Origin of the sequence: Enterococcus sp. DIV2385, from assembly GCF_051711925.1 — a bacterium.
In the GTDB taxonomy this organism is placed as follows: domain Bacteria; phylum Bacillota; class Bacilli; order Lactobacillales; family Enterococcaceae; genus Enterococcus; species Enterococcus faecalis.
The window spans coordinates 407,365-430,725 of record NZ_JBIONV010000001.1 but is presented as its reverse complement, the minus strand read 5'-3'; the positions used below and the strand labels follow the sequence as shown (position 1 = coordinate 430,725).

The window sequence follows — 23,361 nt, the reverse complement described above, 5'->3', positions numbered from 1 at the left end:
TTAACTACTAAACATTCGTTTTAATTGTAAAATTTCTGCAGTCATTGCTCTTCTTTCGCCCTCTTGGTGATGACGAACAATCTCTTGTAAAAAGCTAAATAAACCATACCAATAAATTCGTTGAACCGTACTTTCATTCGGGATTAAACCATAAGATAGTAACCATTGATTCCAACCGGAACGAGGCACATAATGACTCAAAATCATTCCTAAATCTACCGCTGGGTCCGCGACCATCACAGAATCCCAATCTACTAAATAGAGATAATTATTCGAGACTAACCAATTCCGATGATTCACATCGCCGTGGACAGCTACATAACTAGTTTCTGGATATTCTGGTAAATGATTATATAAATAAGTGATTACTTCTTTTAAATAACTGTTTCGTTTTAATTCTTTAGGTAGTTGACGCTTATACTCTTTCAACATTGTTAGCGGGGTACAAACTTCGCCACCAATTTTTTTCAACATGTCTTTCAGCAAATTGGAATGATGCAATTGGTATAACACGTCAATCACGTCATTGCGTTTGCCAATTTCGTCCGCATGTAATAAACGTCCTTCCAGCCATTCTTGGGCTGTTAGTACGTCGCCATTCGCTGTCCGCTTTGTCCAAATCATCTTCGGGGCTAACCCTTCTTTAGACAATGCTGCAAGAAGTGGAGAAGTGTTTCGTTTAATGAACACTTTCTCTGTTTCTTTTATTCCCATGTATGTTTGACCAGTTGCGCCCTTTATCGGCTGCAGACGCCAGTCTTTATCCAACTGAAATTCCATGGAAATTATCTCCTATCTCAACACAATTTTATTGCAATTTTTACAGCAATTACCATTTTAGTCGCCAAACCTTGCTTCGTCAAGCTTCTATGTGGTTCTTTTGTAAATTTTGCTGGGTTTTCTCATCTTTATAACTTATTCAAGCGCATTGGAACATACATTTTAGTGAAAATCACAACTTCTACAATTAAGGCACCCAGAATGATCAAGCTATTTTGCAAACTGCCTAAACGAAGGCAGACAATCCCACCAAAAATAATGGCCGCAACAGATAATGCGCCGCTAATTAACCGGCGAATCGCTGCTTGTTTTTTTTCTATTGAAATTGGATATAGCTGTGTCATCACCATATAATCAAATTGCGTGTACATGGGAATCAACTGGAACCCGATTAAATAGACAAACAATAGAGCAACTACCAACGCAATCCAGAATTCTTGTAAAAAGAAGAGTAGCACGCCACCAACCAAAATCAAACGAAACAATAAGCCGCTATATTCGCTACCTCGTAAAAAGCTCCGAATGAATAAGTAAGCATACGTGTTCTCAGATGTTTTTTTGACTACTCCGAGGAGAGGATCTAAGTATTTACGGCGTTTCACTGTACTACTCACTTCAGGAATATCTGTAAACAGCTGAATGAATTTATAAATTCTATGCATTCTGTTTTGTTCTTTTTGGATCATTTTTTCCCAATCCAAGAAACTCTGTTTCATCTTATTTTGCCAAATACTCGATAAACAAACGGCCAAGATGATGCCACCAATCACACCAACCCAAGGCGTCCAGTAAATGGCTCCCGTCATAATCAAGAGACTACTGATCAACCAAACGAACCACCAACTACGGTAAGTGGTTGACGAAAGATGATAGAGCCCATAGCTTTGTAAACTAAGATGTGTATAAATCATACAAACTAGCATGACCAAAAATAAAAAGAAGGTTTGAAACGACCAACCCGTTGTGACTACAATCAACGGCATCAATAGGCCACTTCCTAGAAAGCTGACCACAATCGGTAAAAGTAAAGAGTAGCGCAGCGCTCGTTTCAGATAAGCAGCGAATTGTTTTTCTTTTGGTAATAAAAAAACCTTGTCTGGCTCTTCTGTCAGAGTAGCCAACTTACCAACTTGAATGAGTAGCAGCCAGCCCAACAGAATTAACGGTCTGCCCCAAACAAAATCACGAGGTAATTCTTTTAACAACTGGGAATAGTACAGACCTAATCCGCCTAATAAAAACATACAGACTAAAACAAAATGATCATTTAAAATATAGCGCAAGTACTTGGACATTTTTTTGAAATGCCGTGACAAACGTTGACTAAAAAATTCGCCCATGTTACCCCACCTTTTCTTCCTTCGTCAAGGCAAGATAAATATCATCTAAAGAAGACTCTGGTAAATTAAATTCTGCACGTAATTCAGCCATTGTACCGTTTGCCCGTAATTTCCCTTCGTGTAGCACCACAAAACGATCACAATATTTTTCAGCTGTTGCTAAAATATGCGTGGACATTAAAATTGCTGCCCCTTGCTTACGCATCGTATCCATTAATTCTAATAAAGCATGAATTGCTAAAGGATCTAAGCCTAGAAACGGTTCATCAATAATATATAAACTCGGTTCAATTAAGAATGCACAAAGTACCATGACTTTTTGTTTCATGCCTTTTGAAAAATTAGCAGGGAACCATTCCAATTTATTGTCTAAACGGAACGTTTTTAGTAATGGTTCTGCTCGTTTGAATGCTTCTTCTAATGGAATATCATAAGCCAAGGCCGTTACTTCGATATGCTCTTTCAATGTTAATTCTTCATATAAAGAAGGTGTTTCCGGAATATACCCGATTTTTTTGCGATATTCTTCAGGGGCTTGTTGCAATGTTTCCCCGTCAATCATAATTTTGCCTTTTTGCGGCGTAAGTAACCCAATAATATTTTTGATGGTGGTACTTTTCCCCGCACCATTCAAGCCGATTAAACCAACCATTTCACCAGACTTGACGTCAAAATTAATATCTTTTAAGACAGGAATATGGCCGTAACCTCCTGTTAAATGTTCAATTGTTAAGCTCATTTCTTTTGCCTCCAACCTTTTCTCTCTACCATTATTAAACCCTAAGCGAACCAAGAATTCAAAAATTACTCCCTTAATTAAATGGATTTTTTTCTTTCTCTTATTATACACGAAATGAAACGAACTTTTTAGCGAACTCACGTACTTTTTCATCCACAGAGAAATCAACTTGTGGTAAAGTAAAGGAAAGAACCTAGAGAAAAGAGGAATTTTTCATGAATGATTGTATTTTTTGTAAAATTATCAACGGCGAAATCCCAAGTTATAAAGTCTATGAAGACGAGAAAGTCTACGCGTTTTTAGACATCACACAAGTGACCAAAGGACATACCTTAATGATTCCAAAACAACACGTTGCTGATATTTTTGAATATAATGACGTTTTAGCAAGCGACGTCTTTGCTCGTATTCCTAAAGTAGCACGAGCATTAGAAAAAGCTTTTCCAGAAATGGAAGGATTAAACATTTTAAATAACAATAAGGAAGTGGCTTATCAATCCGTTTTCCATTCCCACGTTCATTTGATTCCCCGTTATTCAAAAGAAGATGATTTCTCAATTCATTTTGGCAATCATCAAGAGGACTATTCCGCCGAAGCGATGCAAGAAATTGCTGAAACCATTGCAAAGCAGGTGAACTAAATGAAAAAATTTATTAAAGGCCTCTTTTTTGGCGCAGCTGCCGGTACCATTGGCGGTTTGTTGGCTGCTCCAAGAAGCGGGAAAGAAACACGTCAGCATTTAATCAATGAGCTAGAGGACTATCGTTCACTGAAAAATCAAGTCACGAATGACTGGGATCAGGTGCAACGAAACTTGGCAGTTGTCGAAGAAAACGTTCCACTGGCAACTGAATTTTCAAAAGACCTGCAACAAGAAATCACTGATTTCAAATTCCAAGCGGAACCTCGGATTGCTCAAATTAAAGAACAAATTGCCAAAATTACGGCTGAATTACCTGACACACAAACTAACAAGCAAAAGTAAAGTCTTTGATGTTAATTATTTCTTTTGTTATTAAAAAAATAAAAAGTGTGACGTAAATACGAATTTTGTTTGAAACTATGCCTGAGACTCTTTCTTTTTCAAAATGAGGTATGGTATAGTTATAACAGAAATAAAACTAAAAAAAACAGGAGTGCATAAGAGAATGAAGAAAAAACTAATCTTAGCTGCAGCGGGCGCAATGGCCGTTTTTAGTTTAGCAGCGTGTTCAAGCGGTTCAAAAGATATCGCAACAATGAAAGGTTCAACAATTACTGTTGATGATTTTTATAACCAAATTAAAGAACAAAGCACGAGCCAACAAGCGTTTAGCCAAATGGTTATTTATAAAGTCTTTGAAGAAAAATATGGCGACAAAGTAACTGACAAAGCCATTCAAAAGAAATTTGATGACGCTAAAAAACAAGTGGAAGCGCAAGGCGGAAAATTCTCTGATGCACTAACACAAGCTGGTTTAACTGAAAAATCATTCAAGAAACAATTAAAACAAGCCGAAGCAATGCAAGTAGGTTTGAAAGATCACTTGAAAATTACAGATGAAGACTTAAAAACAGCTTGGGCAAGCTTCCATCCAGAAGTAGAAGCACAAATTATCCAAGTTGCTTCAGAAGATGATGCCAAAGCTGTCAAGAAAGAAATCACTGACGGCGGCGATTTCGCAAAAATTGCCAAAGACAAATCAACCGATGCTGCAACGAAAAAAGACGGCGGTAAAATTAAATTTGATTCACAATCAACAACTGTTCCTGCCGAAGTTAAAGAAGCAGCCTTCAAACTAAAAGACGGCGAAGTATCAGAACCAATTGCTGCAACAAACGCACAAACGTACCAAACAACTTACTATGTAGTGAAAATGACGAAAAACAAAGCAAAAGGCAATGACATGAAACCTTATGAAAAAGAGATCAAGAAAATTGCTGAAGAGACAAAATTAGCCGATCAAACATTCCAAGCAAAAGTTATTAGTGACGAATTAAAAGCGGCCAATGTGAAAATTAAAGATGATGCCTTCAAGAACGCTTTAGCAGGCTACATGCAAACTGAATCTTCAAGCGCTTCTTCAGAGAAAAAAGAATCAAAATCAAGTGATTCTAAAACAAGTGATACCAAAACAAGCGACTCTGAAAAAGCAACAGATTCTTCAAGCAAAACAACAGAATCTTCTTCTAAATAAGCATAAAAAAGAGAGTGGTCGATTGACCACTCCCTTTTTTTATTTATCTTTTGGAACATAGAAACTGCGGTTATCTAAACCAAAGATTCGTTCCGTATACTCCCCAGGCTGTGTTTGACGAATTGCCCCTAGCATCATTTGAATGGACGCATCCATGGTATCAATTTGATGTAAGATTTCCGCTTCCATAATTCTTGGTCGCACAGGTGAGCCATATTCCAACAATCCATGGTGGGCTAAGACCATGTGCCGAAGAACGACAACGTCTTCTTCTCGATCATCAATTTTCAAAGCCAAACACGCCTTGGTAATTTCCTCATCCACCAAAACTAAATGACCAATTAAGTTCCCTGCCACCGTATATTCTGTCGTAATAGCACCAGATAATTCTAAAACTTTTCCTAAGTCATGTAAAATAATCCCCGCGTATAATAGTGACGTGTTAATTTCAGTATATTCCTTAGCAATTGCTTTGCCTAGTCGCAACATTGAGACAGTGTGGTAAGCTAAGCCATTCGCAAAAGCATGATGGTTCCGTTTAGCTGCAGGAAATTCATAAAATTCTTGTTGGTATTTCGTCATGAGATAGCGCACAATACGATTCCAATGAGCATTGGTAATTTCAAAAATTACTTGATTGATTTCCTCGACCATCTCTTCTTTTTTCAAAGGCGCTCGTTCCATATATAAACTTGGTTGGCTTGGTTCCTCTGCTGTCGCTAAACGCATGTGTAAAATTTTTACTTGGGGTTTATTTTGATAAACTTCTCGTTTCCCATTCAGTAAAACAACGTTCCCCGCAGTAAATCGTGTAATTTCATCCTCAGAGGCGTCCCAATATTTTCCGTCAATCGTGCCAGATGTGTCTTGAAAGGTAAAGGCAATAAACTTTTTCCCATTTTTAGCTACACGCACATCGGCATTTTTAATTAGAACAAATGATTCAAAAAGTTCTTCTACTGTTAATTCACGTAATTTTTTCACTTGACGCTTCCTCCTTCTAACGCAATTACTCTTTGTTGTAAGTCCTGATAATAGCTTACCATTTCTTGGTCAGAAGAAAAACAAATGACTTGCTGTTTTTGACCAAACTTAGTAAATAATTCAGCTAATTGGGCTTTTCTTTGATGATCATAGTGTAACCAGCCATCATCAATGATAATTGGACAAATCAGTTGCTCGCCTTGGACTGCTAAAAAGGCAAAACGAACAGCCATCATCAATTGATCTTTAGTGCCAGTTGATAATTCATGTAAATAAAACATTTCTTGTTCTTTCGTCACCGCAACTAGTTGACCTTCGGCTACTTGGATTGATTGATAACGCTGATTTGTTAAAAGTGCAAAGTAGCTTGATGCATACTGTAATAAGCTGGGCAATTGTTGTTCCGAAAGCTCTGTTAATAGGTCCATTAGCAGTTGCCCCGCCAGTTGATACCCAGACCAACGTTGAGCTAGTTCTTTGATTTCCGCTTTTAAAATTGCTTGTCGTTGATACAACTCATCTAAGGTACCATCCGTCATTAATTGTTGTTTTTCATAAATCAACGCTTGATACTGCTCTTGTATTTTATCTAACTGGCTTTCTTCTAGTGCTTGTTGCTGCATTAGTTGTAGAGAACGGTCTTTTAACGTTGCTTCTGTTACCGCTTCTGGAAACAGATTGCCTAATTGTGTCGCTAATTCTTGCCCACGACCAACTTGAGCTTGCTGAGTGGTCAGCTGTTGAATCCTACTTGGAACATCAGCGATTGATAGAATCCGATAACGAATTAGTAAAGGCTGAATTCGTGTTAATGCTTCTTGCTGTTTAGTTTTCAACTCTCGTAACTGCTGTTTGAGATAGCCATCTGCTTGATACTCTTGAGCAAAGCGAACTTTCTCCATTTCTTCAGCAAACCCTTCTAAAAAGTGTAACTTTTCGGAAAGGCTCTTTCCTTGTAAGGGTAAATGCGTCATCAATGGGAAGACTTGTTCTTCAAATACTTGGCGTTTTTGTTGATTTTCCTTCAATTGACTCATGAGTTCTTCATTTGTTTGAACAAGCAATAAATAGCGCGTAATCAATTCCCGCTGATTCATTAAAGTATCAATTTGTTGCATTTTTCCTAATTGATGGACTTGGGCTTGCTCCGCTACTGCTTGTTCAAGTTGTTCCACTTGCAGTTGTGCCTCACGTTCTTGATTCAGCGCTTGTTGGAACTGTTCATTTAAATAATCTAGTTGCGAAAGTTTCGTCTGCCATTCTTCTTTCACTTCATCAGAGGAATCTTCTTTTCTAGTGGCGTAGCCAATCACTTCTTTTGCGATAAGACTAACTCCCACGAGAACTAGGCCCCATTTTAAAGGGCTTGGCAAAAAGAAACCGAGTAATGCAAGGATACTTCCTAACAATAACCATAGTGGCTGACTTGTTTTCTGCGCTTTTTGGGCACGCGTCGCTTCACCAAAAAATGCGGCATGCGCTTTTTCAAAATCCGTTAACTGGTCTTCCAGATTTTCAATTTGAGAAGCCAAGAATGCTTTCTGTTCTTGGCCTTTTTGAAGAGCTTGCGTATACGCAACTTGTTGTTGGCGCCACTTTTGAACGGTTTCGTTGTCATAGAAAAGCTGTGGTGGTCGTTCAGGCGACCATGACCATTCGTTCTCTAAAAGGACCATTTCTTGACGATTTTGCTCAAAGGTTTGGGTCATCCATTCCGATTCCGTCATCAATTGTTGCATATCATAGCGTTGATTCAACAATTGTTGAATCAATGCTTCTTGTTCTAGGTAAAAAGCATAGCCTTCTGGAACATCGAGCGCTTCTGACTGAAGAGATAACTCTTTGGTCAAACGTTGTCGTTCTTTATCTAGGTACATATATTCTTGAAAGGTTTCTTCTAATTGAACTTGGTCTTCTTTTACTAAAACAACGTTCTCTGTTTCTTCAGGTAGCGACTGCCATTCTTCGTACAAGGGAAAGTGACGTTGCTGTTCCGCAACCTGTAACAAGTCCTGTTGCGTTTCTTTTAATTGCTGTTGCAGTGTCACTCGCTGTTGTTCTGTTTCGCGAATCGTTTCTTCTAATTGTTGAAAAGTTTGTTGCTGCGCTTCTTTCTCTTGAATTTGCTCTTTTAGTTCTTGATAAGCCGCCAACTTCTGATTGAGTAATGGCTGCTGTCCTTTACCTTTAAAGATTTTTTGTGCTTCTTTAAAGTACGCATTTCGGTAAGTCAAAAGTTGTTGACTACCAGAAACACCAATGGCTAACAAGGATGTTTGCAGTTCCTCTTCTGTCAACTTGTCACTCGTAATTAATTGTTCTTGTTGGAAAGTAAAAACCTCTTGAAATAACTTTTTCGTTAGCGGATGTAACATTTGCTGTAAGGTTTTCTCATCCCCCATTTGTTGTTGATAATAAATGATTGCTTGCCCTTTATTTTTTTCTTTAAAACGCTCGACTTGAACTTCCCCAAACACAGGATGTGCCAACCACAAACGACCACCATACGAGCCACCATTTTTAGGTGCGTAATCGCGTTTTCTTTTGCCCTTTGTGGGAAAACCAAACAGCATTGCTTGAATGAATTGATACAATGTGGACTTGCCAACTTCATTTGCGCCGTACAGCAATTGATTACCAGATTCAAATGTAATTTTCTGTTGTTGCCATTTTCCAAAGCCCACAATCTCTACTGCAAGTAATTTCATAGTGGGTCCTCCTGAATAGTAAAGTCTTCATTAATTTGCTCATGTGCTAGGCGCAAGCTCTCTAATCGCCACTGCTCATCCATTGAAAAAATTCCAGCAAATTCTGGATAACGTAACAATTCCTTGGTGGTATCTTCAAAAATAACTGGATCTAAGTATGTTTTTTCTAATGCCGTTAATAAGTTGGGACTAGCGGCTAAATAGATCGGTTCTTTCGTTGGTTCCTCTGCTTGCAATAGTAGGCGATAAACAAAAAAATCACCTTGCGTTTTTTGTAAAAGCTGCTGCTGTAAGTAGCTTAATAGTTCACCATTGACAATGGCTTGCACCACGGTCACATCCAAATGTTGCGTTTCTTTCAGTGTCAACGCCATCAATTGCTGTTGCTGATGCGCATGCCACTTCGTCAGCAAACTGGTTTCAAGATAAGACAAAACGCTTTGGGTGTCACGGCATTGCGCAAGAGATACTTCTTCATTCGTCCAATCTATTTCTGCGACTTTTTCAAATTGAACAGTCGCTTGATTTTGGGAAAGTGTGACCACTGCAACCCCTTGTAAAGACTGTTCTTTTTTCGTGTGCCCTTGAGGTGTTCCAGGATAAACAATTAGCGGTTGTTCACTAACAATTTGTGGCTGATGAATATGGCCCAATGCCCAATAATTATAACCAGTGGCTTTTAAATCCTTCCATGTAAACGGAGCATAATTTTGTTGCGCTTTCCGACTGGTGTCTCCATGATAAATCCCAATATGAATGTCAGATTCTGCTTGTTTGATAGGAAATTCTAGTGCTTTATTTTCATCAATCCAGGGATGCTCATAACTAAACCCTGAAACAGCCACTTGTTCGCCCGCTTTCGTTTCAAAATACAGTGTCTCAACCATTTCTTTTTCAAATAAAAAGACATTGTCTGGAAAAGAAAACCAATAGCGGTCTTTTTTATAGTAATCATGATTCCCAAATGTTAGAATCACAGGGATTTCTGCTTGTTTCAACTGTTCTAATGCAGCCATCAATTGGGCTTGCATTGAAATAGAGGTCTGACTTTGATGAAACGTATCTCCTGCAAAAATAACCAAGTCCACCGCTTCTCGAATGGCAACTGTTACGATATTCATTAACAATTGTTGATTAGCTTCTCTTAAGCGCTTCGCTAAGGCTATCGGGATCCCAGTTAACCCTTCAAAAGACCGATCCATGTGTAAATCAGCTGTATGCAATAGTTTCATCGTTTCCCCTCCTTTTCTCCTCCCTTTATCATATCATTTTCTGCCAGCTTGGTCAGTAAAAACATACGAAAATTTGTTCGTTTTTTTATTTTCAGTAAAAGAAAAACTCTGACAAATTGTCTTATAGACAACTTGTCAGAGTTCAATTACGTAAATTAATCGTTATACATATCACGCACAGGAGTCATGATAATTCGGTTTAAATCATTGACAACTAAGCTAAACGCTTGTTCTTTTTGCATTAATTCGTTGATAACTGCTGTTTCTTGCACTTTCGTTGCAATGCTTTGTGCTTTTTCAGCATCTTCATCCGTGAATTCTTCGCCGCGCATTTGTTTTTCTTGAAGTCCTTGTTGGAATCCTTGGAATTCTTTAAACAATGTGTAAGCTGCTTCGTCTGCTTTTACTTCTTCATACGCTGCTTGTAATGCTTTAAATTCGTCTAACTCACGTAGTTCACGTTCAATCTGATTGGCTGTATCATAAATGTTACTCAATGGAATCCCTCTTTTCTCAATAGTTTCATCTTTATTGTACCATTTCTCTTAGGTTTTCCCAACTAATTTCCTAATAAGCCTCCGAAAATTCCTTCAATCTTGTCTTTGACTTTTTTCGCGCCGTCTTTAATTTGTCCCCCAACTTCATTCAATGTATCTCCGAAATTGCTAGCGCCATCTTGAACAGAGTTTCCAAAGTCTTTTAAGTTATCCCGCCAATTAGAATTGGCACCACCGGTTAAACTATCGTTGCTATCAACAACTTTCCCACCTGTGGCATAAGCATCCGCGACAGGAAATTGTGCTTGTTTGACTTGTGGCAAGATGCCACTGGCTTGACTGTTGAACACTTGTGAGGCATACGTAGCGCTACTGCCTTCCAAATAATGGGTTTTACTGGTTTCTTGGAAGCCTAACCAAGTAGCAATGACAACTTCTGGTGTATAACCAATCACCCACTGATCGTTCGTTTTACTACTATCGAAGTTGGTTTCTGTCGTACCTGTTTTACCAGCCATTACGTAGCCTGCTGGTTGTGCGTTGACCCCGCTCCCAGAACTAAAGACCCCTAGTAGCATACTTGTAATCCCATCTGCAACATCTTTGGTAATGACTTGCTCTTTCTTGACTTTCGTATTATCAACTACAATTGCGCCAGTTGAGTCGACGATTTTTGTAATTAAATGCGTTTCAGTTTTATAGCCTTCATTGGCAAAGGCACTATAAGCTCCCGCCATGGTTAGTGGCGAAACACCCGTTTGTAATCCCCCAAGTGCTAAACCATAATATCGATCTTTTTCCGATAATGGAATGCCAAATTTCTCTGTTTTTTCATAGCCTTTATCTAAACCAATTTGATGTAATAACCACACCGCTGGTAAATTTAAGCTTTCTCCTAAGGCTTGATACATAGGAACTTCTCCACTGTACGTGCGGCTATAGTTTTGCGCTGGATAATAATCTTGTGGTTTATCTTCTAAAATAGAGTCTGGTTTATAGCCAGCCTCTAAAGCTGGTGTATAGACTGAAATTGGTTTTAAGGACGAGCCTGGTGAACGTTTTGTTTGCGTTGCAAAGTTAAAGCCTCGATAAACGTGTTCCCCTCGACCGCCCACCAGTGCTTGCACGCCGCCGGTTTTCGGATCAATAGCTACAGAGCCACTTTGAACCATGGCACCGTCTTCTGCATTGGGTGGAAATAGTGCATCATTTTTATAAGTTGCATCCATCGCATCTTGATACTCCTGATTTAAAGAAGTGTAAATCTTGTAGCCTTTATTTAAAATATCTTCTTCTTTAAATTTATAACGATTGACCGCTTCATCAATTACCGCATCAAAATAATATGGATATTTGTAACTATTTTCGTCGCCAACATAGGTGTCATTTAATAGACTCGCTAAGTTAACACTCGCTTCTTGATTGGCTTCTTCTTGAGACAGTTTTTTATTGTCGACCATAAGTTGTAAAACGGTATTCCGTCGCGCTGTGGCATTGTCAATGTAATCAATTGGGTTATAGATTCCTGGCCCTTTTAACATGCCCGCTAGCGTTGCGGCTTCCCCCACTGTAACTTGGGACGCATCCACGCCAAAGTATTTACGAGCTGCATCTTGCACGCCCCAGACACCATTACCAAAATAAGAATTATTTAAATACATTGCTAAGATATCTTTTTTCGAATATTTCTTTTCGATTTCAATCGCTAAGAATAATTCTCTGGCTTTCCTATCTAACGTTTGCTCTTGCGTTAAGTAAGCATTTTTGGCTAATTGCTGCGTAATTGTACTTCCGCCACCACCGCCACCGATTTTCCCAAAGGTCAATTTTCCAACAACCGCACGGGCAATCCCTTTGATGGAATACCCTTTATGTTGATAAAACCCGCGATCTTCAGTTGAAATAACCGCATCTTGAATATAAGGAGAAATATTATCCAGTTCCACAAAAGTCCCTTTTTGCCCGAATAACTTTCCGACTTCTTTTCCTGATTCATCATAAACGCGTGTTGATTCACTTAGCCCCGATTTTAGGGTCTCAACGTTTGCGGACTTGGCTAAGTAAAATAAATAAATACTGGCACCTAAAGCGACTACCAAACCAATTAACAAGAAAATTTTATTGATTTGATACTTTTTCCAAATCCGCTTTCTGGCTTGATGGAATTGTATTAAATAAGGCTTTATCCACGTCCAAAAATGACGTAATCCGACACCGACTTTACTAAAAAATTGTTTAAGATTGTCCATAGTACTCCCTCTGTTTACGTTTCTTGGCTAAGTCTACCATATTCTTGTGGGTACGACCTAGGTCTAAAGCATGAAAAATTCTTGAAAAACAATTTCAATGGTCTTTTCGCTATAGCAAAGGAAATATGGCCTTCACTAGAGGTAAATAATTGCTTACGTTTAGAAACGAGTCTTTATTTAGCCTCTATTCTATCATGCTTTTCTTCGTTTTTTATGTAAATTTGTTTAAGAATCTCTCAAGGAACTGCCTTTCTAACAAATTTCAGCTTTTTTTCCGTTCTGACTTGACCTTTTGAGTAGCTTTGTTACACTAAATAGCGAATCAGTGAAAGGTGGGATTTGGTGGAATATTCAATGAGATTACCTGAAAATTTTTCAACAATGACTGTAAAAGAACTATTAGAAAATGAGTGGCTAGTCCCTCGAAAAGTGCGCCATTTTTTACGCACGCGAAAAAATGTCAAAATCAACGGAGAAACAGCTGCTTTTCATTTTCCAGTCCAAGCTGGCGATTGTGTCACCTTAACGTTTGAAGAAACCGATTATGTGCGTCCCACTATTCATTTGGGGGAAGCAACGCGTGTGAAGGTTTTATATGAAGACGAACATTTAATGATTGTAAATAAACCTTATGGCATTAAAACCCATCCAAATCAGCCACAGGAAACAGACACCTTGTTAAATCATGTTGCTGCCTATTTAGCTGAGAAAAATCAGGTCCCTTATGTCGTTCATCGATTAGATAAAGAAACCAGTGGTGCGATTGTCTTTGCTAAAAATCCTTTTGTCTTACCTATTTTAGGGCGTTTATTAGAAACAAAACAAATTTACCGCCAATATCAAGCGATTGTAGCTGGTCACTTTAACCAAAAAGAACAGACAATCAATCAGCCAATTGGTCGTGATCGGCATGATCGCCGGAAACGACGGATTGATCCTCAAAAAGGGGATTCAGCGATTACACATGTCCAAGTGGTCCAAGCTCTTTCTAACAATCAAACCGCAGTTACCTGTGTTTTAGAAACAGGTCGGACGCACCAAATTCGGGTCCATTTAGCTAGCGAAGGGCATCCAATTATTGGTGATCCGTTATACAACCCAAAATCGCAGGCAGCTCGTTTAATGCTCCATGCTTCACAACTTCATTTACTCCATCCGTTTACAAAAAAACAAATCGTTGTGACTGCAGCGCCTGGCCTATGGTAAAAAAACAGAAGAAATCGGACGGTAACCGCCGATTTCTTCTGCTTTTTTATTTTACCGCACATTCACTGCTGAGAACGGCATATCTGCGTTTGCTTAGTGTCTTGGTGTTAAACAGTTCCTGAGCTAACTCTCAGCCTTAATCATTTGTAGCCACTCTTTTTGTAAAATTCCGTAATTGTAGATATCCAGCCATTGGCCATCTTGAAATAACGCTTCTCTATCAATTCCTTCTTTTTTGAAGCCTACTTTTTCATAAACTTGAATCGCTTTTTGATTGTTACTATTGACAGCTAATCTGATTTTGTGCAAACCCAATTCATAAAAAGCAAATTTACAAATTAAAGACACCGCCTCAAAGCCATATCCTTGACCACGTTGCTCTTTTTGTAAAATAGCAATCCCTAAATTGGCCCCTCTATTTTTCAACTGTACATCAGACAACGAAACCCAACCAATAAATTCCTCTGTCGTATTTTCTAAAATAGCAAATAGAAATCGATCATCTTCTCCTTTATTAATTGTGAAATCTTTCCATTCTTCAAGCCCCCACGGATGTAAAGCATCCCAGCTCAAATGTCGAAGCAATTCATTATCCCATTGCTGTTTTGCAATATGTTCGATATATTCTTCTCTAAAATGAGAAAAGCCAATGTGTTTTCCTTTTAAGACATTTTCCATAAGAACACCTTTAATTTCCTAAATTATTTTCTATTTGCTGACTATCTATTTCCTCGTATTTTTGTAAAAAAGTGGCAATTTTTTCGATGACACACGCATTTTTATCGCTTTGGTCATTCTCTACCTGAAGAACAAGCAACGGTTCATGCAGACTTAAGCGTAGCAAAAACCACCCACTGCCATATTGACCAGACACGTTTCCCCGAACACCTTCTTGGTTTTCACGGTCCACAGCAAAGTCTGCTTGATTTTCTACAAACAATTCAAAGTCTCGCAAGACTTGTTGCCCATAACAAGTAACATCCTCCGCAGTAATTTTGAAGCGAAATTCGTTGGTTTCTGCCGGTTGCTTCAATGTAGCAATCAGATCACCTAACGTTTGATTGTTTTGTTTCAATTCTGGTAACAACATTAAAATTTTTGCCACGACATATGCACCATCATCCAGATTGTAGTTTTCTTGAAACGCTGCATGACCACTGGTTTCAATGGCTAACGGTGTCTGAAAGCCCCCATGATTCAATTCAATCATTTTATTAATGACATTTTGGTAACCAGAAATATAACGAATCTGTTGGCCGCCTTTTTCTTCAATAAATGTTTTTAAATGACTTGAGGTTGGCGAATTTGTCACAATATAACTACCAGGCGCTTCTTTTAAAACGATTGCCGCTAAAACAGCAATTAAATTATTTCGGTTTAGTACCTCACCTGATTGGTCCACTACGGCCGAACGATCTACATCTGTATCAAAAATAATGCCCAAATCTGCCTGATTAGCTAAAACAGCTGTTTGAATACTTTTCATTGCTTCAGAATTATCTGGATTAGGTACATGATTAGGAAAATGCCCATCTGGTTCTAAAAACTGTGATCCCGTCGTATCAGCGCCCAAAACTTGAAGAACCTGCTCCGCAAAGAAGCCCCCAGCCCCATTACCCGCATCAACGATAATTCGAAAGCCCTGTAAAGGTTTCTCTTCTGGCGAATGAATTCCTTGGCGGATTTTTTCCACCAAATGCTCCGCATAAATTGGCAGTAACTCTTGCTTCATCAGTGTGCCATTTTCATTGGCCGTCAGCGGATCAGTATGAGATAAAATATACCGAATATCTTCTTTCTCTGCTCCACCTTCTGCTGTGAAGAACTTCAAGCCATTAAAGTAATAAGGCAAATGGCTAGCTGTAATCATAATCGCTGCATCACATTGAAGCGTTGGAAATTGAGTAGCCATAAACATAGCAGGCGTCGTAGCTAAACCAACGTCAATCACCTGAATACCTAATGAAAGAAACGTATCTACTAATGCTTGCTTAATCGGCTCCGCCGTTAGACGACTATCATGTCCGATTGCAATTGTCAGGCGCTGTTGCGCCTTTCGTGGCAGCTGTTTTTTGTCCTGTAACCAACGAACCACGCCCACCGCAATCTCGGCTACTGCTGTTGCGGTTAATGTTGCAGTTTGCTCTTCCGTATCCAAAGCAATTCCCCGAATATCCGAACCGTTTTGTAGCGCTTTCAATTCTACCAAGAAAAAAACTCCCTTCTATTGATGCTTTCAATTTTAAAAAATCATATTTTCGATGCGTTCGATAAAGTGTTCCGCATCCTCTTCTGAACGTGTAATCACAATAATCGTATCCGCACCAGCCACTGTACCAGCCACTTCTGGATAAGCTACTTCATCTAAAAAGTTACTCACCACATCGGCATTCCCCATCTCTGTATGCAAGATGACAATAAATTGTACTCGCTCCATTCGAACAACTGAATCTTTTACTGATTCTCGTAATTTCTCTTCACTGCTTGTGCCTTGTGCTTGAGAAAAAATTGCATATTTGACACGACCATCTGCACCATGTGTTTTAACAATACTCATTTCACGGATATCTCTTGAAACAGTCGCTTGAGTGGCTCGGACGCCAAGTTCTTCCAAACGAGTGATTAATTCATCTTGTGTTTCAATTTCTTGTTGCATAATTAATTGTTTAATCAAACGTTGACGTTCTGCTTTTTTCATATAGACCACTCCTCTCCATTCATTTCTTTTATTATATCCAAAAATGAGTAAAAATACAGGTACTTTTCACATTAAACTCTTTATTTATCTGAAAAAGACTGGATAAATGTTTATATACCAGTCTTTTTCAGTAAAAAATACTTATTTAAGAAGATTCTTTTCTTTTAAATAGTCTTTCGCCACTATGCTAGGATCTTGCCCTTCCACATTGACTTGATAATTCATTTCACTCATTTCTTCTTCGCTAATTTTTCCTGCCAATTTATTCAATATTTCTGCTAATTCTGGATATTTTTCCAACGTTGCTGTTTTAATAAGTGGTGCTCCTTGATAAGGCGGAAATAGCGCTTGATCATCTTCTAACGTTACTAAATCGTATTGTCTCAATTCACTATCCGTTGAATAAGCATCAATCACATTTACCTCACCATTATTAATCGCTTGATAGCGTAACGCCGGTTCCATCGATTGGACATTCAGATTTAAATGATATTTTTCTTGTAATCCCTTATAACCATCTTGCCGATCAATAAATTCTAACGTAAAACCTGCTTTCAACTGATTGCTAATTTTCTGTAAATCACTAATCGTTTTTAATTGATGCGCTTTTGCAAATGAGCGTTTAACTGCGACGGCATACGTATTTTCATAGCGCATCGGTTTCAACAAAGTAAGGTTTTCTTGTTTTTTCAAGCCAGCGCGTGCCGCTTCATAGACTACTTGAGGTTGATTGTCTAGCTGAGGAGGATTTTTTAAAAAGGTTTCGATCACTGTTCCTGTAAATTCCGGATAAAGATCGATTTCATCTGATTTCAAGGCATTATATAAAAAAGTAGTCTTGCCAAAGTTTGGCTTTAACGTCACCTGAATGTCGCTATTTTCTTCAATTAAGGCTTTATACATATTAATAATAATATCTGGTTCCGCTCCTAATTTGCCAGCAATTGTCAGCTGTTTTTCCTTTGAAGAAGTTTGTTGATTCCAGAAAAATGAACCACCTAACAAAAGGCCTAAAATAGTACCACCAATGATTAGTCGCCGCCCATTCGCTTTTTCCAACCAATGAATTCCATAATTAAATAAGACTGCTAGTGCAGCTGATGAAAGAGCTCCAATAAAAATCAACGATAAATTATTTCGATCAATTCCTAATAAAATGAAGGTCCCTAAACCGCCTGCTCCAATTAACGCCGCCAACGTGGCCGTACCAATAATTAAAACGGTAGCCGTTCGAATCCCAGAAATAATAAATGGTAATGCCATTTGTAACTCAAACTTAAACAGTTTTTCTTTTTTACTCATCCCAAATGCTTCTGCGGCTTCTTCTAACGAAGGATCAATTTCCGTCAAACCAGTATAGGTGTTTTGTAAAATTGGGAATAAGGCATAAATCACTAGCGCAACAATTGCCGGTGGTCGACCAATACCAATTAACGGAATCAGTAAGCCTAGCAAGGCTAAAGAAGGGATGGTTTGGAAAATCCCAGTCACTTGTAACAGACTTTCCGCTAACTTACGATGACTTGTTAAATAAATGGCTAAAGGAATTGCAATCAACGCAGCGAATAATAACGAGATAAAGGACAATTGCATATGCTCGATTAACGCTTGCAGATATTCTTCTTTTCGAGCGAAAAAAGTTTCAATCAGTGCTTGCATCTACTGTTCCTCGCTTTCCAACAGCTGTTCCATAAAACGAGTAATCGTTTTTGAGGTGATACACCCTAAAACTTGTTGTTTTTCTACTAAATTTGCTTTCTCTTGCGCATTAATGAGTTGGACAATCTCTTTTAAATTGGTTTCCATGAAAACAGTCGGCACTGGCTCAATCGTCTCATCTGCGGCTTCTAAAAATGCAGTCAAGTCAGCGCCACAATAGTTCGCTAGTTCTGGCGAAGATTGTTTGAAAAATTGACCGACAAAATTATTTTTCGGATGTTTTTGAATGGCTTCTGGCGTATCGACTTGAATAATTTTGCCAGCGTCCATAATACAGATGCGCTCTCCTAACAGTAAAGCTTCATTCATATCATGGGTCACAAAAACAATGGTACTCGCTAATTCCTGATGAAGTTCTTTCACCAAACGTTGAAGATGATGTCTTGAAATCGGATCTAGCGCGCTAAAAGGTTCATCCATTAAAATCACTTCTGGTTCGGCTGCAATGGCGCGTAAAATCCCGATACGTTGTTGTTCGCCTCCTGAAAGCGCTGCTGGCTTACGATGCAGATATTCCTCAGGATCCAGCTGAACTTTTTTCAATAGTTCAATGGTTCGCTCTCTGCGTTGCTCTTTGGGCCATTTTTTCATTTCAGGAATCAACTCAATATTTTCCGCCACGGTTAAGTTAGGAAATAAGGCAATTTGCTGAAGAACATAGCCAATTTTTAGTCGTAATTCACGTAAAGGATAATTGGTTACCGCTTGTTCATTGAGAGCCACTTCACCTGTCGTTGGCTCAATGAGCCGATTAATCATTTTCAAAGTCGTCGTTTTTCCACTACCACTCGGCCCTACTAATACAAAAAATTCGCCTTGTTGGATTGTTAAATTCACATCGGACAAAACAGCATTTTCTTGATATACTTTTGAAACATTTTGAAATTTTATCATTTATTTTCACCGCATCTTTCACTTCTTAATAAACAAAATCTTTGGAGGATCGTCACTCTTTCAGTATAATTTAAGACTAACATCCTGCCTAATTTTTTGTTTTAAGCGCAAGTATGTGGGGGCTCATTTAACGGCTGCCGGTTCGTATCTACAATTATCTACTCAATGAATGGAAAAATTGTCCTCTTCTGCCTTAAACAAAAGTGAACTGTTTTTTACTAAAAGGAGTGATCGTTATGGAAAACGACAAGCGAATTTATAAATGGGACAACGTGAAACTTTTTTTAATTTTCTTAGTGATTTTTGGGCATATTTTAGATCGTGAAGCTTCTCCTTCACGACTCATGGAAACAATCAACTTTTGGATCTATTCATTCCATATGCCAGCCTTTATTTTTGTCTCTGGACTCTTTAGTAAACATGCAATTAAACAACGAAAATATCTACGCTTACTTTCCTTTGTTTGGCTTTATCTCTTAGCGAAGTTGTTGATTACGCTTGCTAATTTCGCCTTTGCAAATAAAATGAATTTTGATTTACTGAACGAAACGGGCGTTCCTTGGTACTTACTTTCCTTAGCAAGTTTCTACTTAATTACCATCTTTCTTCAGCGCGTTCAGCCGAAAATCATGTTGCCAATCATCATTGTTATCGGCTGCGCCTCAGGCTATTTGCCTGTGGAAGGTTTCTTGTCTTTAGGACGGACTCTGGGCTTCTTCCCTTTCTTTTATTGTGGCTACTTAATGGATATTCAAAAGCTGCAAACCTTTTTAGATCATCGCAAAGTCAAATGGGCAGCGATAGGCGTAATTTTAAGCTCCTTTTTATTTGTAAATAGTCAATGGTCATTGGCAACGAAATTTTGGGGTTTCTTAACTGGTTGGGCTTCCTACGCTGAAATTAGTCCGGCCTTTGAATATAGTAGTTTCATTCAGCTGTTCTTTTACGTTGCTGCAGCATTGGTGTCTCTTTCTTGGTTTGCATTATTGCCGAAACGAAAGTTACCTTTAAGCGCCCTCGGAAAAGATACCCTCTACCCTTATCTCTTGCATATGCCCTTAATTATTCTGTTGGAAAGTGGTTTGCAATTAGACACACTCTTTAAAGAATGGTTTACTTTCCGAATCTTGGCACTTTTCTTCTTAGCCCTCTTCATTTTAGCTATTACGAATATGCCTGTGGTGAAACGGGGAGCGGATTATCTTTTTAATCCAATTGCGTATGTGTTGCCAAAACAATGGTTAAAAGTTAAATAAAAAAAGAAGAGCGTGGGACAAAAATCACTTTGGATTTTTGCTCCACGCTCAAAAACTGTTAAACGGCGAGAGTTGCAATGTTTCACTGTGAAGCATGAACAGATGAAATCATCGTACCTACTTGGTTCTTGGAGCTAAACACTTTTATCTCAGATTTTTTCAACTATTGAAACAATCCTTTAATTTTATCAAACAAACCATCGGTCGTTGTATCAGCTAACATCGCTGTGATTTTATGATAGTGTTCGCCTAATTCATCTTTATGTTCTTCAATGAATTGTTGCGCATGTTCCACGTTGCCTTCTCCAATTAAATCTTTTGCTTTTTGAACTAATTCTTCTACATTCATCTTCACACGTCCTTTGATTAAATAGTTAACAATAAGTGTTTCACTCATTGCGTTTTCTCCTATTTATCGTATCGTGGGATCCTTTGATTTGCAAGAAATTTTCAGTAAATTGACGGTTCTGATTTTGGGTTTTTAAAAGGCAAAAATTGCAAAAAAAAGCTGTTTTCGAAAATCGAAAACAGCTTTTTTACTTTACTTCGCTAAACGATAAATCGCATCTGCATAAATAGCAGCTGCTCGGAATAAGTCATCTAATTCCATAAATTCGTTGGCTTGGTGCATTGTGTCTGTGTAGCCAGGGAACATTGCGCCATAGGCAACACCACGTTTTAATAAGCGGCCATAAGTACCGCCACCAATGATTTGTTCTTGGCCTTTTTCGCCTGTATGGTCTTCGTAAACTTGTAGTAACGTTGCCACCAATGGATCATCAACTGGCACATAATGCGGTTCTTGGTTGCGATCTCCTTGTGTTGCAGTGACCGTTTCACCGACTGTTGCTTGAACTTTTGCTTGTAATTCTTCTGCTGAAGTTCCTTTTGGATAGCGGAAGTTTAATGTTACTAAGCTATTTTCAGGATTTTCTGGATCAAAGTTAACAATCCCAGCGTTCATTGTCAATTTACCCATTTTTTCGTCTTCAAAAGCCACACCTAATTTTTCGCCATAAAAATCTTCATGAATAAATTCAGCAATGGTATTAATAAAGCTATATGCGCCTTCTGCAAAGCTGTAATCATTTAAGAAAGTTGCCAAGAAAGTCGCTGCGTTAATTCCAGATTGTGGGCTAGCCCCGTGAGCACCTTTACCAACTACATGGAAAGTCACTGTTTTATCTGAAAGTTCTGCGTTACCTGAAATTTTTGCTTCTTGTTTGATGAATGTTTCAAAGCTAGCAGCTAGTGAAGCCGCTTCGTCTGCTGAAGCAGCCGTTACAACAGCATCTGCTGTTCCCGGAACCATGTTTTCACGTAAACCAGATTTGAAGCTTTCTAATTTATAATCAGCGCCGTTACCGCCTCGGAAAGTTAAACGAATAGTCACATTTCCTTTTTCCCCATTGATAATAGGGAACTCAGCATCTGGTGAGAAACCAAAGTCTGGCGCTTCTTCATGTTGGAAATAGTAATCCATATCGCCCCAGCCGCTTTCTTCGTCACTTCCTACTACGAAACGAATTTTTTTAGACACGGGTAAGCTTAATTCTTTGATAATTTTCATTGCGTAATAAGCAGCCATACTTGGGCCTTTATCATCGCTCGCGCCACGTGCATAAATTTTGCCATCTTTAATGACTGGTTCATAAGGATCTGTTTCCCAACCATCACCAGCAGGAACAACGTCCATATGACCAAAAATTCCTAACGTTTCGTCGCCTTCACCATATTCAATGTGTCCAGCGTAATTGTCGACATTTTTCACCGTAAAGCCATCACGTTCACCATAAGCTAACATGTGTTTTAAGCCAGCAACTGGTCCAGGTCCAAAGGGCGCTTCAGGTGTTGCTTGCGCATCATCACGTTCACTGTTGATCCGTAATAAGTTTTGTAAATCTTCTAATAAGTCGTCTTTACGTGCTTCGACTTCTTTTGTCCAATCAATTGTCATTTGTTGTCACTCCTATTCATAAAGTTCTACATAGTCAATCATACCATTTTATGCAGAAAAAGAAAGAAACCCGACACTATTTTTCGAGAAATTTTTTATCTTTTCCGCAGAAAGGGCTGGGTTTTTGTTTATTTTAATTGAGGCATGATTGTTTAGGTTGTAGTTGTTGCAATTCGGCTTCTGTTAAGGGCCGATATTCCCCTAGTTCTAACGTTTCATCCAACCATAGTTCGCCCATTCGTAATCGTTTTAAATACGTCACAGGTTTGCCTACAGTGGCTAACATCCGTTTGACTTGATGGAATTTTCCCTCTTGAATCACTAAACGGACTACGGAAGTCCCTTCTTCCTCATTGATCGTCTCAATGACTAAGCGACTTGGTTTAACCATTTCTCCATCTTTCAAGGCAAATCCTTGCGCAAACAGTTGACAATCTTCCGCTGTCACAAGTCCCTCAACTTCAGCTAAATATTCTTTATCCACATGCTTTTTGGGTGATAATAATTGATGCGCTAACTGGCCATCATTTGTTAACAGAAGCAAGCCTTCGGTATCTTTATCCAAGCGACCAACTGGGAACAAGTCGGCACGGTAATCCTGATCAGTTAACAAGTCAATTACCGTTTCATCTCGCTGATCTTCCGTCGCAGAAATGACACCTTGTGGTTTATGCAACATGTAATAAAAGAATTTCTGATACGTAAGAATTTCTCCCATCAAGGCAATTTGATCTGTTTCTTCATTTACTTGTGTTTTGGCTTCTTTTACGACGTCACCATTCACCGTAACGACTTTTTTCTTTAACAATTGTTTGATTTCTTTACGACTACCGATACCAACATCGGCTAAAAATTTATCTAAACGCATCGTCATTCCTCTTTCCTTTAAAAAAATAGCTTGGGACATAAATCGAATCGATCGAT

At 38.6% G+C, this 23,361-nt stretch carries 21 protein-coding genes; 5 read left to right on the top strand and 16 right to left on the bottom strand.

What is annotated here, in order from left to right; all coding sequences use genetic code 11:
* The 3 genes from IGM04_RS02160 to IGM04_RS02150 all read right to left on the bottom strand — a co-directional run bounded on the left by IGM04_RS02160 (position 1) and on the right by IGM04_RS02150 (position 2,859).
* Positions 1 to 780, bottom strand: coding sequence for a phosphotransferase family protein (locus IGM04_RS02160; protein ID WP_002355531.1), 780 nt, complete (start codon positions 778 to 780; stop codon positions 1 to 3).
* A gap of 128 nt (positions 781 to 908) precedes the next feature.
* The gene (locus IGM04_RS02155) at positions 909 to 2,120 is read right to left on the bottom strand and encodes an ABC transporter permease (protein ID WP_002371475.1); all 1,212 of its coding nucleotides are present in this window, start codon (positions 2,118 to 2,120) and stop codon (positions 909 to 911) included.
* A 1-nt stretch (position 2,121) separates the two neighbouring features.
* Positions 2,122 to 2,859, bottom strand: a complete 738-nt coding sequence (locus IGM04_RS02150) for an ABC transporter ATP-binding protein (RefSeq protein WP_002363160.1) — start codon at positions 2,857 to 2,859, stop codon at positions 2,122 to 2,124.
* Between the two features lie 215 nt (positions 2,860 to 3,074).
* Here IGM04_RS02150 and IGM04_RS02145 point away from each other — a divergent pair, with 215 nt between their 5' ends.
* The 3 genes from IGM04_RS02145 to IGM04_RS02135 all read left to right on the top strand — a co-directional run bounded on the left by IGM04_RS02145 (position 3,075) and on the right by IGM04_RS02135 (position 5,037).
* Complete coding sequence (locus tag IGM04_RS02145) at positions 3,075 to 3,500, top strand: HIT family protein (protein ID WP_002355527.1); 426 nt, start codon at positions 3,075 to 3,077, stop codon at positions 3,498 to 3,500.
* Positions 3,501 to 3,845, top strand: coding sequence for a YtxH domain-containing protein (locus IGM04_RS02140; protein ID WP_002355526.1), 345 nt, complete (start codon positions 3,501 to 3,503; stop codon positions 3,843 to 3,845). It begins immediately after the preceding gene.
* Positions 3,846 to 4,008: 163 nt separating this feature from the next.
* Positions 4,009 to 5,037 carry a peptidylprolyl isomerase gene (locus IGM04_RS02135; RefSeq protein WP_033594561.1) on the top strand — a complete coding sequence of 343 codons (1,029 nt, stop codon included), beginning with the start codon at positions 4,009 to 4,011 and terminating at the stop codon, positions 5,035 to 5,037.
* Positions 5,038 to 5,076: 39 nt separating this feature from the next.
* Here IGM04_RS02135 and IGM04_RS02130 read toward each other — a convergent pair whose 3' ends face one another.
* From IGM04_RS02130 to IGM04_RS02110, 5 genes are all read right to left on the bottom strand, one after another.
* The gene (locus IGM04_RS02130) at positions 5,077 to 6,021 is read right to left on the bottom strand and encodes a 3'-5' exoribonuclease YhaM family protein (protein ID WP_002373338.1); all 945 of its coding nucleotides are present in this window, start codon (positions 6,019 to 6,021) and stop codon (positions 5,077 to 5,079) included.
* Positions 6,018 to 8,729, bottom strand: a complete 2,712-nt coding sequence (locus tag IGM04_RS02125; protein ID WP_086317650.1) for an ATP-binding protein — start codon at positions 8,727 to 8,729, stop codon at positions 6,018 to 6,020. The genes IGM04_RS02130 and IGM04_RS02125 overlap by 4 nt, the downstream gene beginning before the upstream one ends.
* The gene (locus tag IGM04_RS02120) at positions 8,726 to 9,961 is read right to left on the bottom strand and encodes a DNA repair exonuclease (RefSeq protein WP_086317649.1); all 1,236 of its coding nucleotides are present in this window, start codon (positions 9,959 to 9,961) and stop codon (positions 8,726 to 8,728) included. Before IGM04_RS02120 ends, IGM04_RS02125 begins: the two co-directional genes overlap by 4 nt.
* Positions 9,962 to 10,116: 155 nt before the next feature.
* Positions 10,117 to 10,458, bottom strand: coding sequence for a YlbF family regulator (locus IGM04_RS02115; protein WP_002355518.1), 342 nt, complete (start codon positions 10,456 to 10,458; stop codon positions 10,117 to 10,119).
* 62 nt (positions 10,459 to 10,520) lie between these two features.
* Positions 10,521 to 12,707, bottom strand: coding sequence for a PBP1A family penicillin-binding protein (locus IGM04_RS02110; protein WP_086317648.1), 2,187 nt, complete (start codon positions 12,705 to 12,707; stop codon positions 10,521 to 10,523).
* A gap of 342 nt (positions 12,708 to 13,049) precedes the next feature.
* Here IGM04_RS02110 and IGM04_RS02105 point away from each other — a divergent pair, with 342 nt between their 5' ends.
* On the top strand, positions 13,050 to 13,913 hold the full coding sequence (locus IGM04_RS02105; protein ID WP_002364824.1) for an RluA family pseudouridine synthase: 864 nt from the start codon (positions 13,050 to 13,052) through the stop codon (positions 13,911 to 13,913).
* A 123-nt stretch (positions 13,914 to 14,036) separates the two neighbouring features.
* Here IGM04_RS02105 and IGM04_RS02100 read toward each other — a convergent pair whose 3' ends face one another.
* The 5 genes from IGM04_RS02100 to IGM04_RS02080 form a co-directional block, all read right to left on the bottom strand.
* Complete coding sequence (locus IGM04_RS02100; RefSeq protein WP_086317647.1) at positions 14,037 to 14,591, bottom strand: GNAT family N-acetyltransferase; 555 nt, start codon at positions 14,589 to 14,591, stop codon at positions 14,037 to 14,039.
* A 10-nt stretch (positions 14,592 to 14,601) separates the two neighbouring features.
* Positions 14,602 to 16,122, bottom strand: a complete 1,521-nt coding sequence (locus IGM04_RS02095; RefSeq protein ID WP_086317646.1) for a phosphomannomutase/phosphoglucomutase — start codon at positions 16,120 to 16,122, stop codon at positions 14,602 to 14,604.
* Between the two features lie 33 nt (positions 16,123 to 16,155).
* Positions 16,156 to 16,611, bottom strand: a complete 456-nt coding sequence (gene argR / locus IGM04_RS02090) for an arginine repressor (protein ID WP_002355509.1) — start codon at positions 16,609 to 16,611, stop codon at positions 16,156 to 16,158.
* A 141-nt stretch (positions 16,612 to 16,752) separates the two neighbouring features.
* The gene (locus IGM04_RS02085) at positions 16,753 to 18,270 is read right to left on the bottom strand and encodes an ABC transporter permease/substrate-binding protein (protein ID WP_002355507.1); all 1,518 of its coding nucleotides are present in this window, start codon (positions 18,268 to 18,270) and stop codon (positions 16,753 to 16,755) included.
* Positions 18,271 to 19,224: an ABC transporter ATP-binding protein gene (locus IGM04_RS02080; RefSeq protein ID WP_002358670.1), complete on the bottom strand. Its 954-nt coding sequence runs from the start codon at positions 19,222 to 19,224 to the stop codon at positions 18,271 to 18,273. It lies immediately after the preceding gene.
* 236 nt (positions 19,225 to 19,460) lie between these two features.
* On the opposite strand from IGM04_RS02080, the gene IGM04_RS02075 reads away from it, so the two are divergent.
* Positions 19,461 to 20,480 carry an acyltransferase family protein gene (locus IGM04_RS02075; RefSeq protein ID WP_002355505.1) on the top strand — a complete coding sequence of 340 codons (1,020 nt, stop codon included), beginning with the start codon at positions 19,461 to 19,463 and terminating at the stop codon, positions 20,478 to 20,480.
* A gap of 163 nt (positions 20,481 to 20,643) precedes the next feature.
* On the opposite strand, the gene IGM04_RS02070 is transcribed toward IGM04_RS02075, so the two are convergent.
* From IGM04_RS02070 to IGM04_RS02060, 3 genes are all read right to left on the bottom strand, one after another.
* A complete protein-coding gene (locus tag IGM04_RS02070; RefSeq protein ID WP_002355504.1) occupies positions 20,644 to 20,877 on the bottom strand; it encodes a hypothetical protein in 234 nt (77 codons plus the stop codon).
* A gap of 144 nt (positions 20,878 to 21,021) precedes the next feature.
* Positions 21,022 to 22,437, bottom strand: coding sequence for a dipeptidase PepV (pepV, locus tag IGM04_RS02065; RefSeq protein ID WP_010828537.1), 1,416 nt, complete (start codon positions 22,435 to 22,437; stop codon positions 21,022 to 21,024).
* A gap of 133 nt (positions 22,438 to 22,570) precedes the next feature.
* Positions 22,571 to 23,305, bottom strand: coding sequence for a pseudouridine synthase (locus IGM04_RS02060; RefSeq protein WP_179189092.1), 735 nt, complete (start codon positions 23,303 to 23,305; stop codon positions 22,571 to 22,573).
* Positions 23,306 to 23,361: the final 56 nt, after the last annotated feature.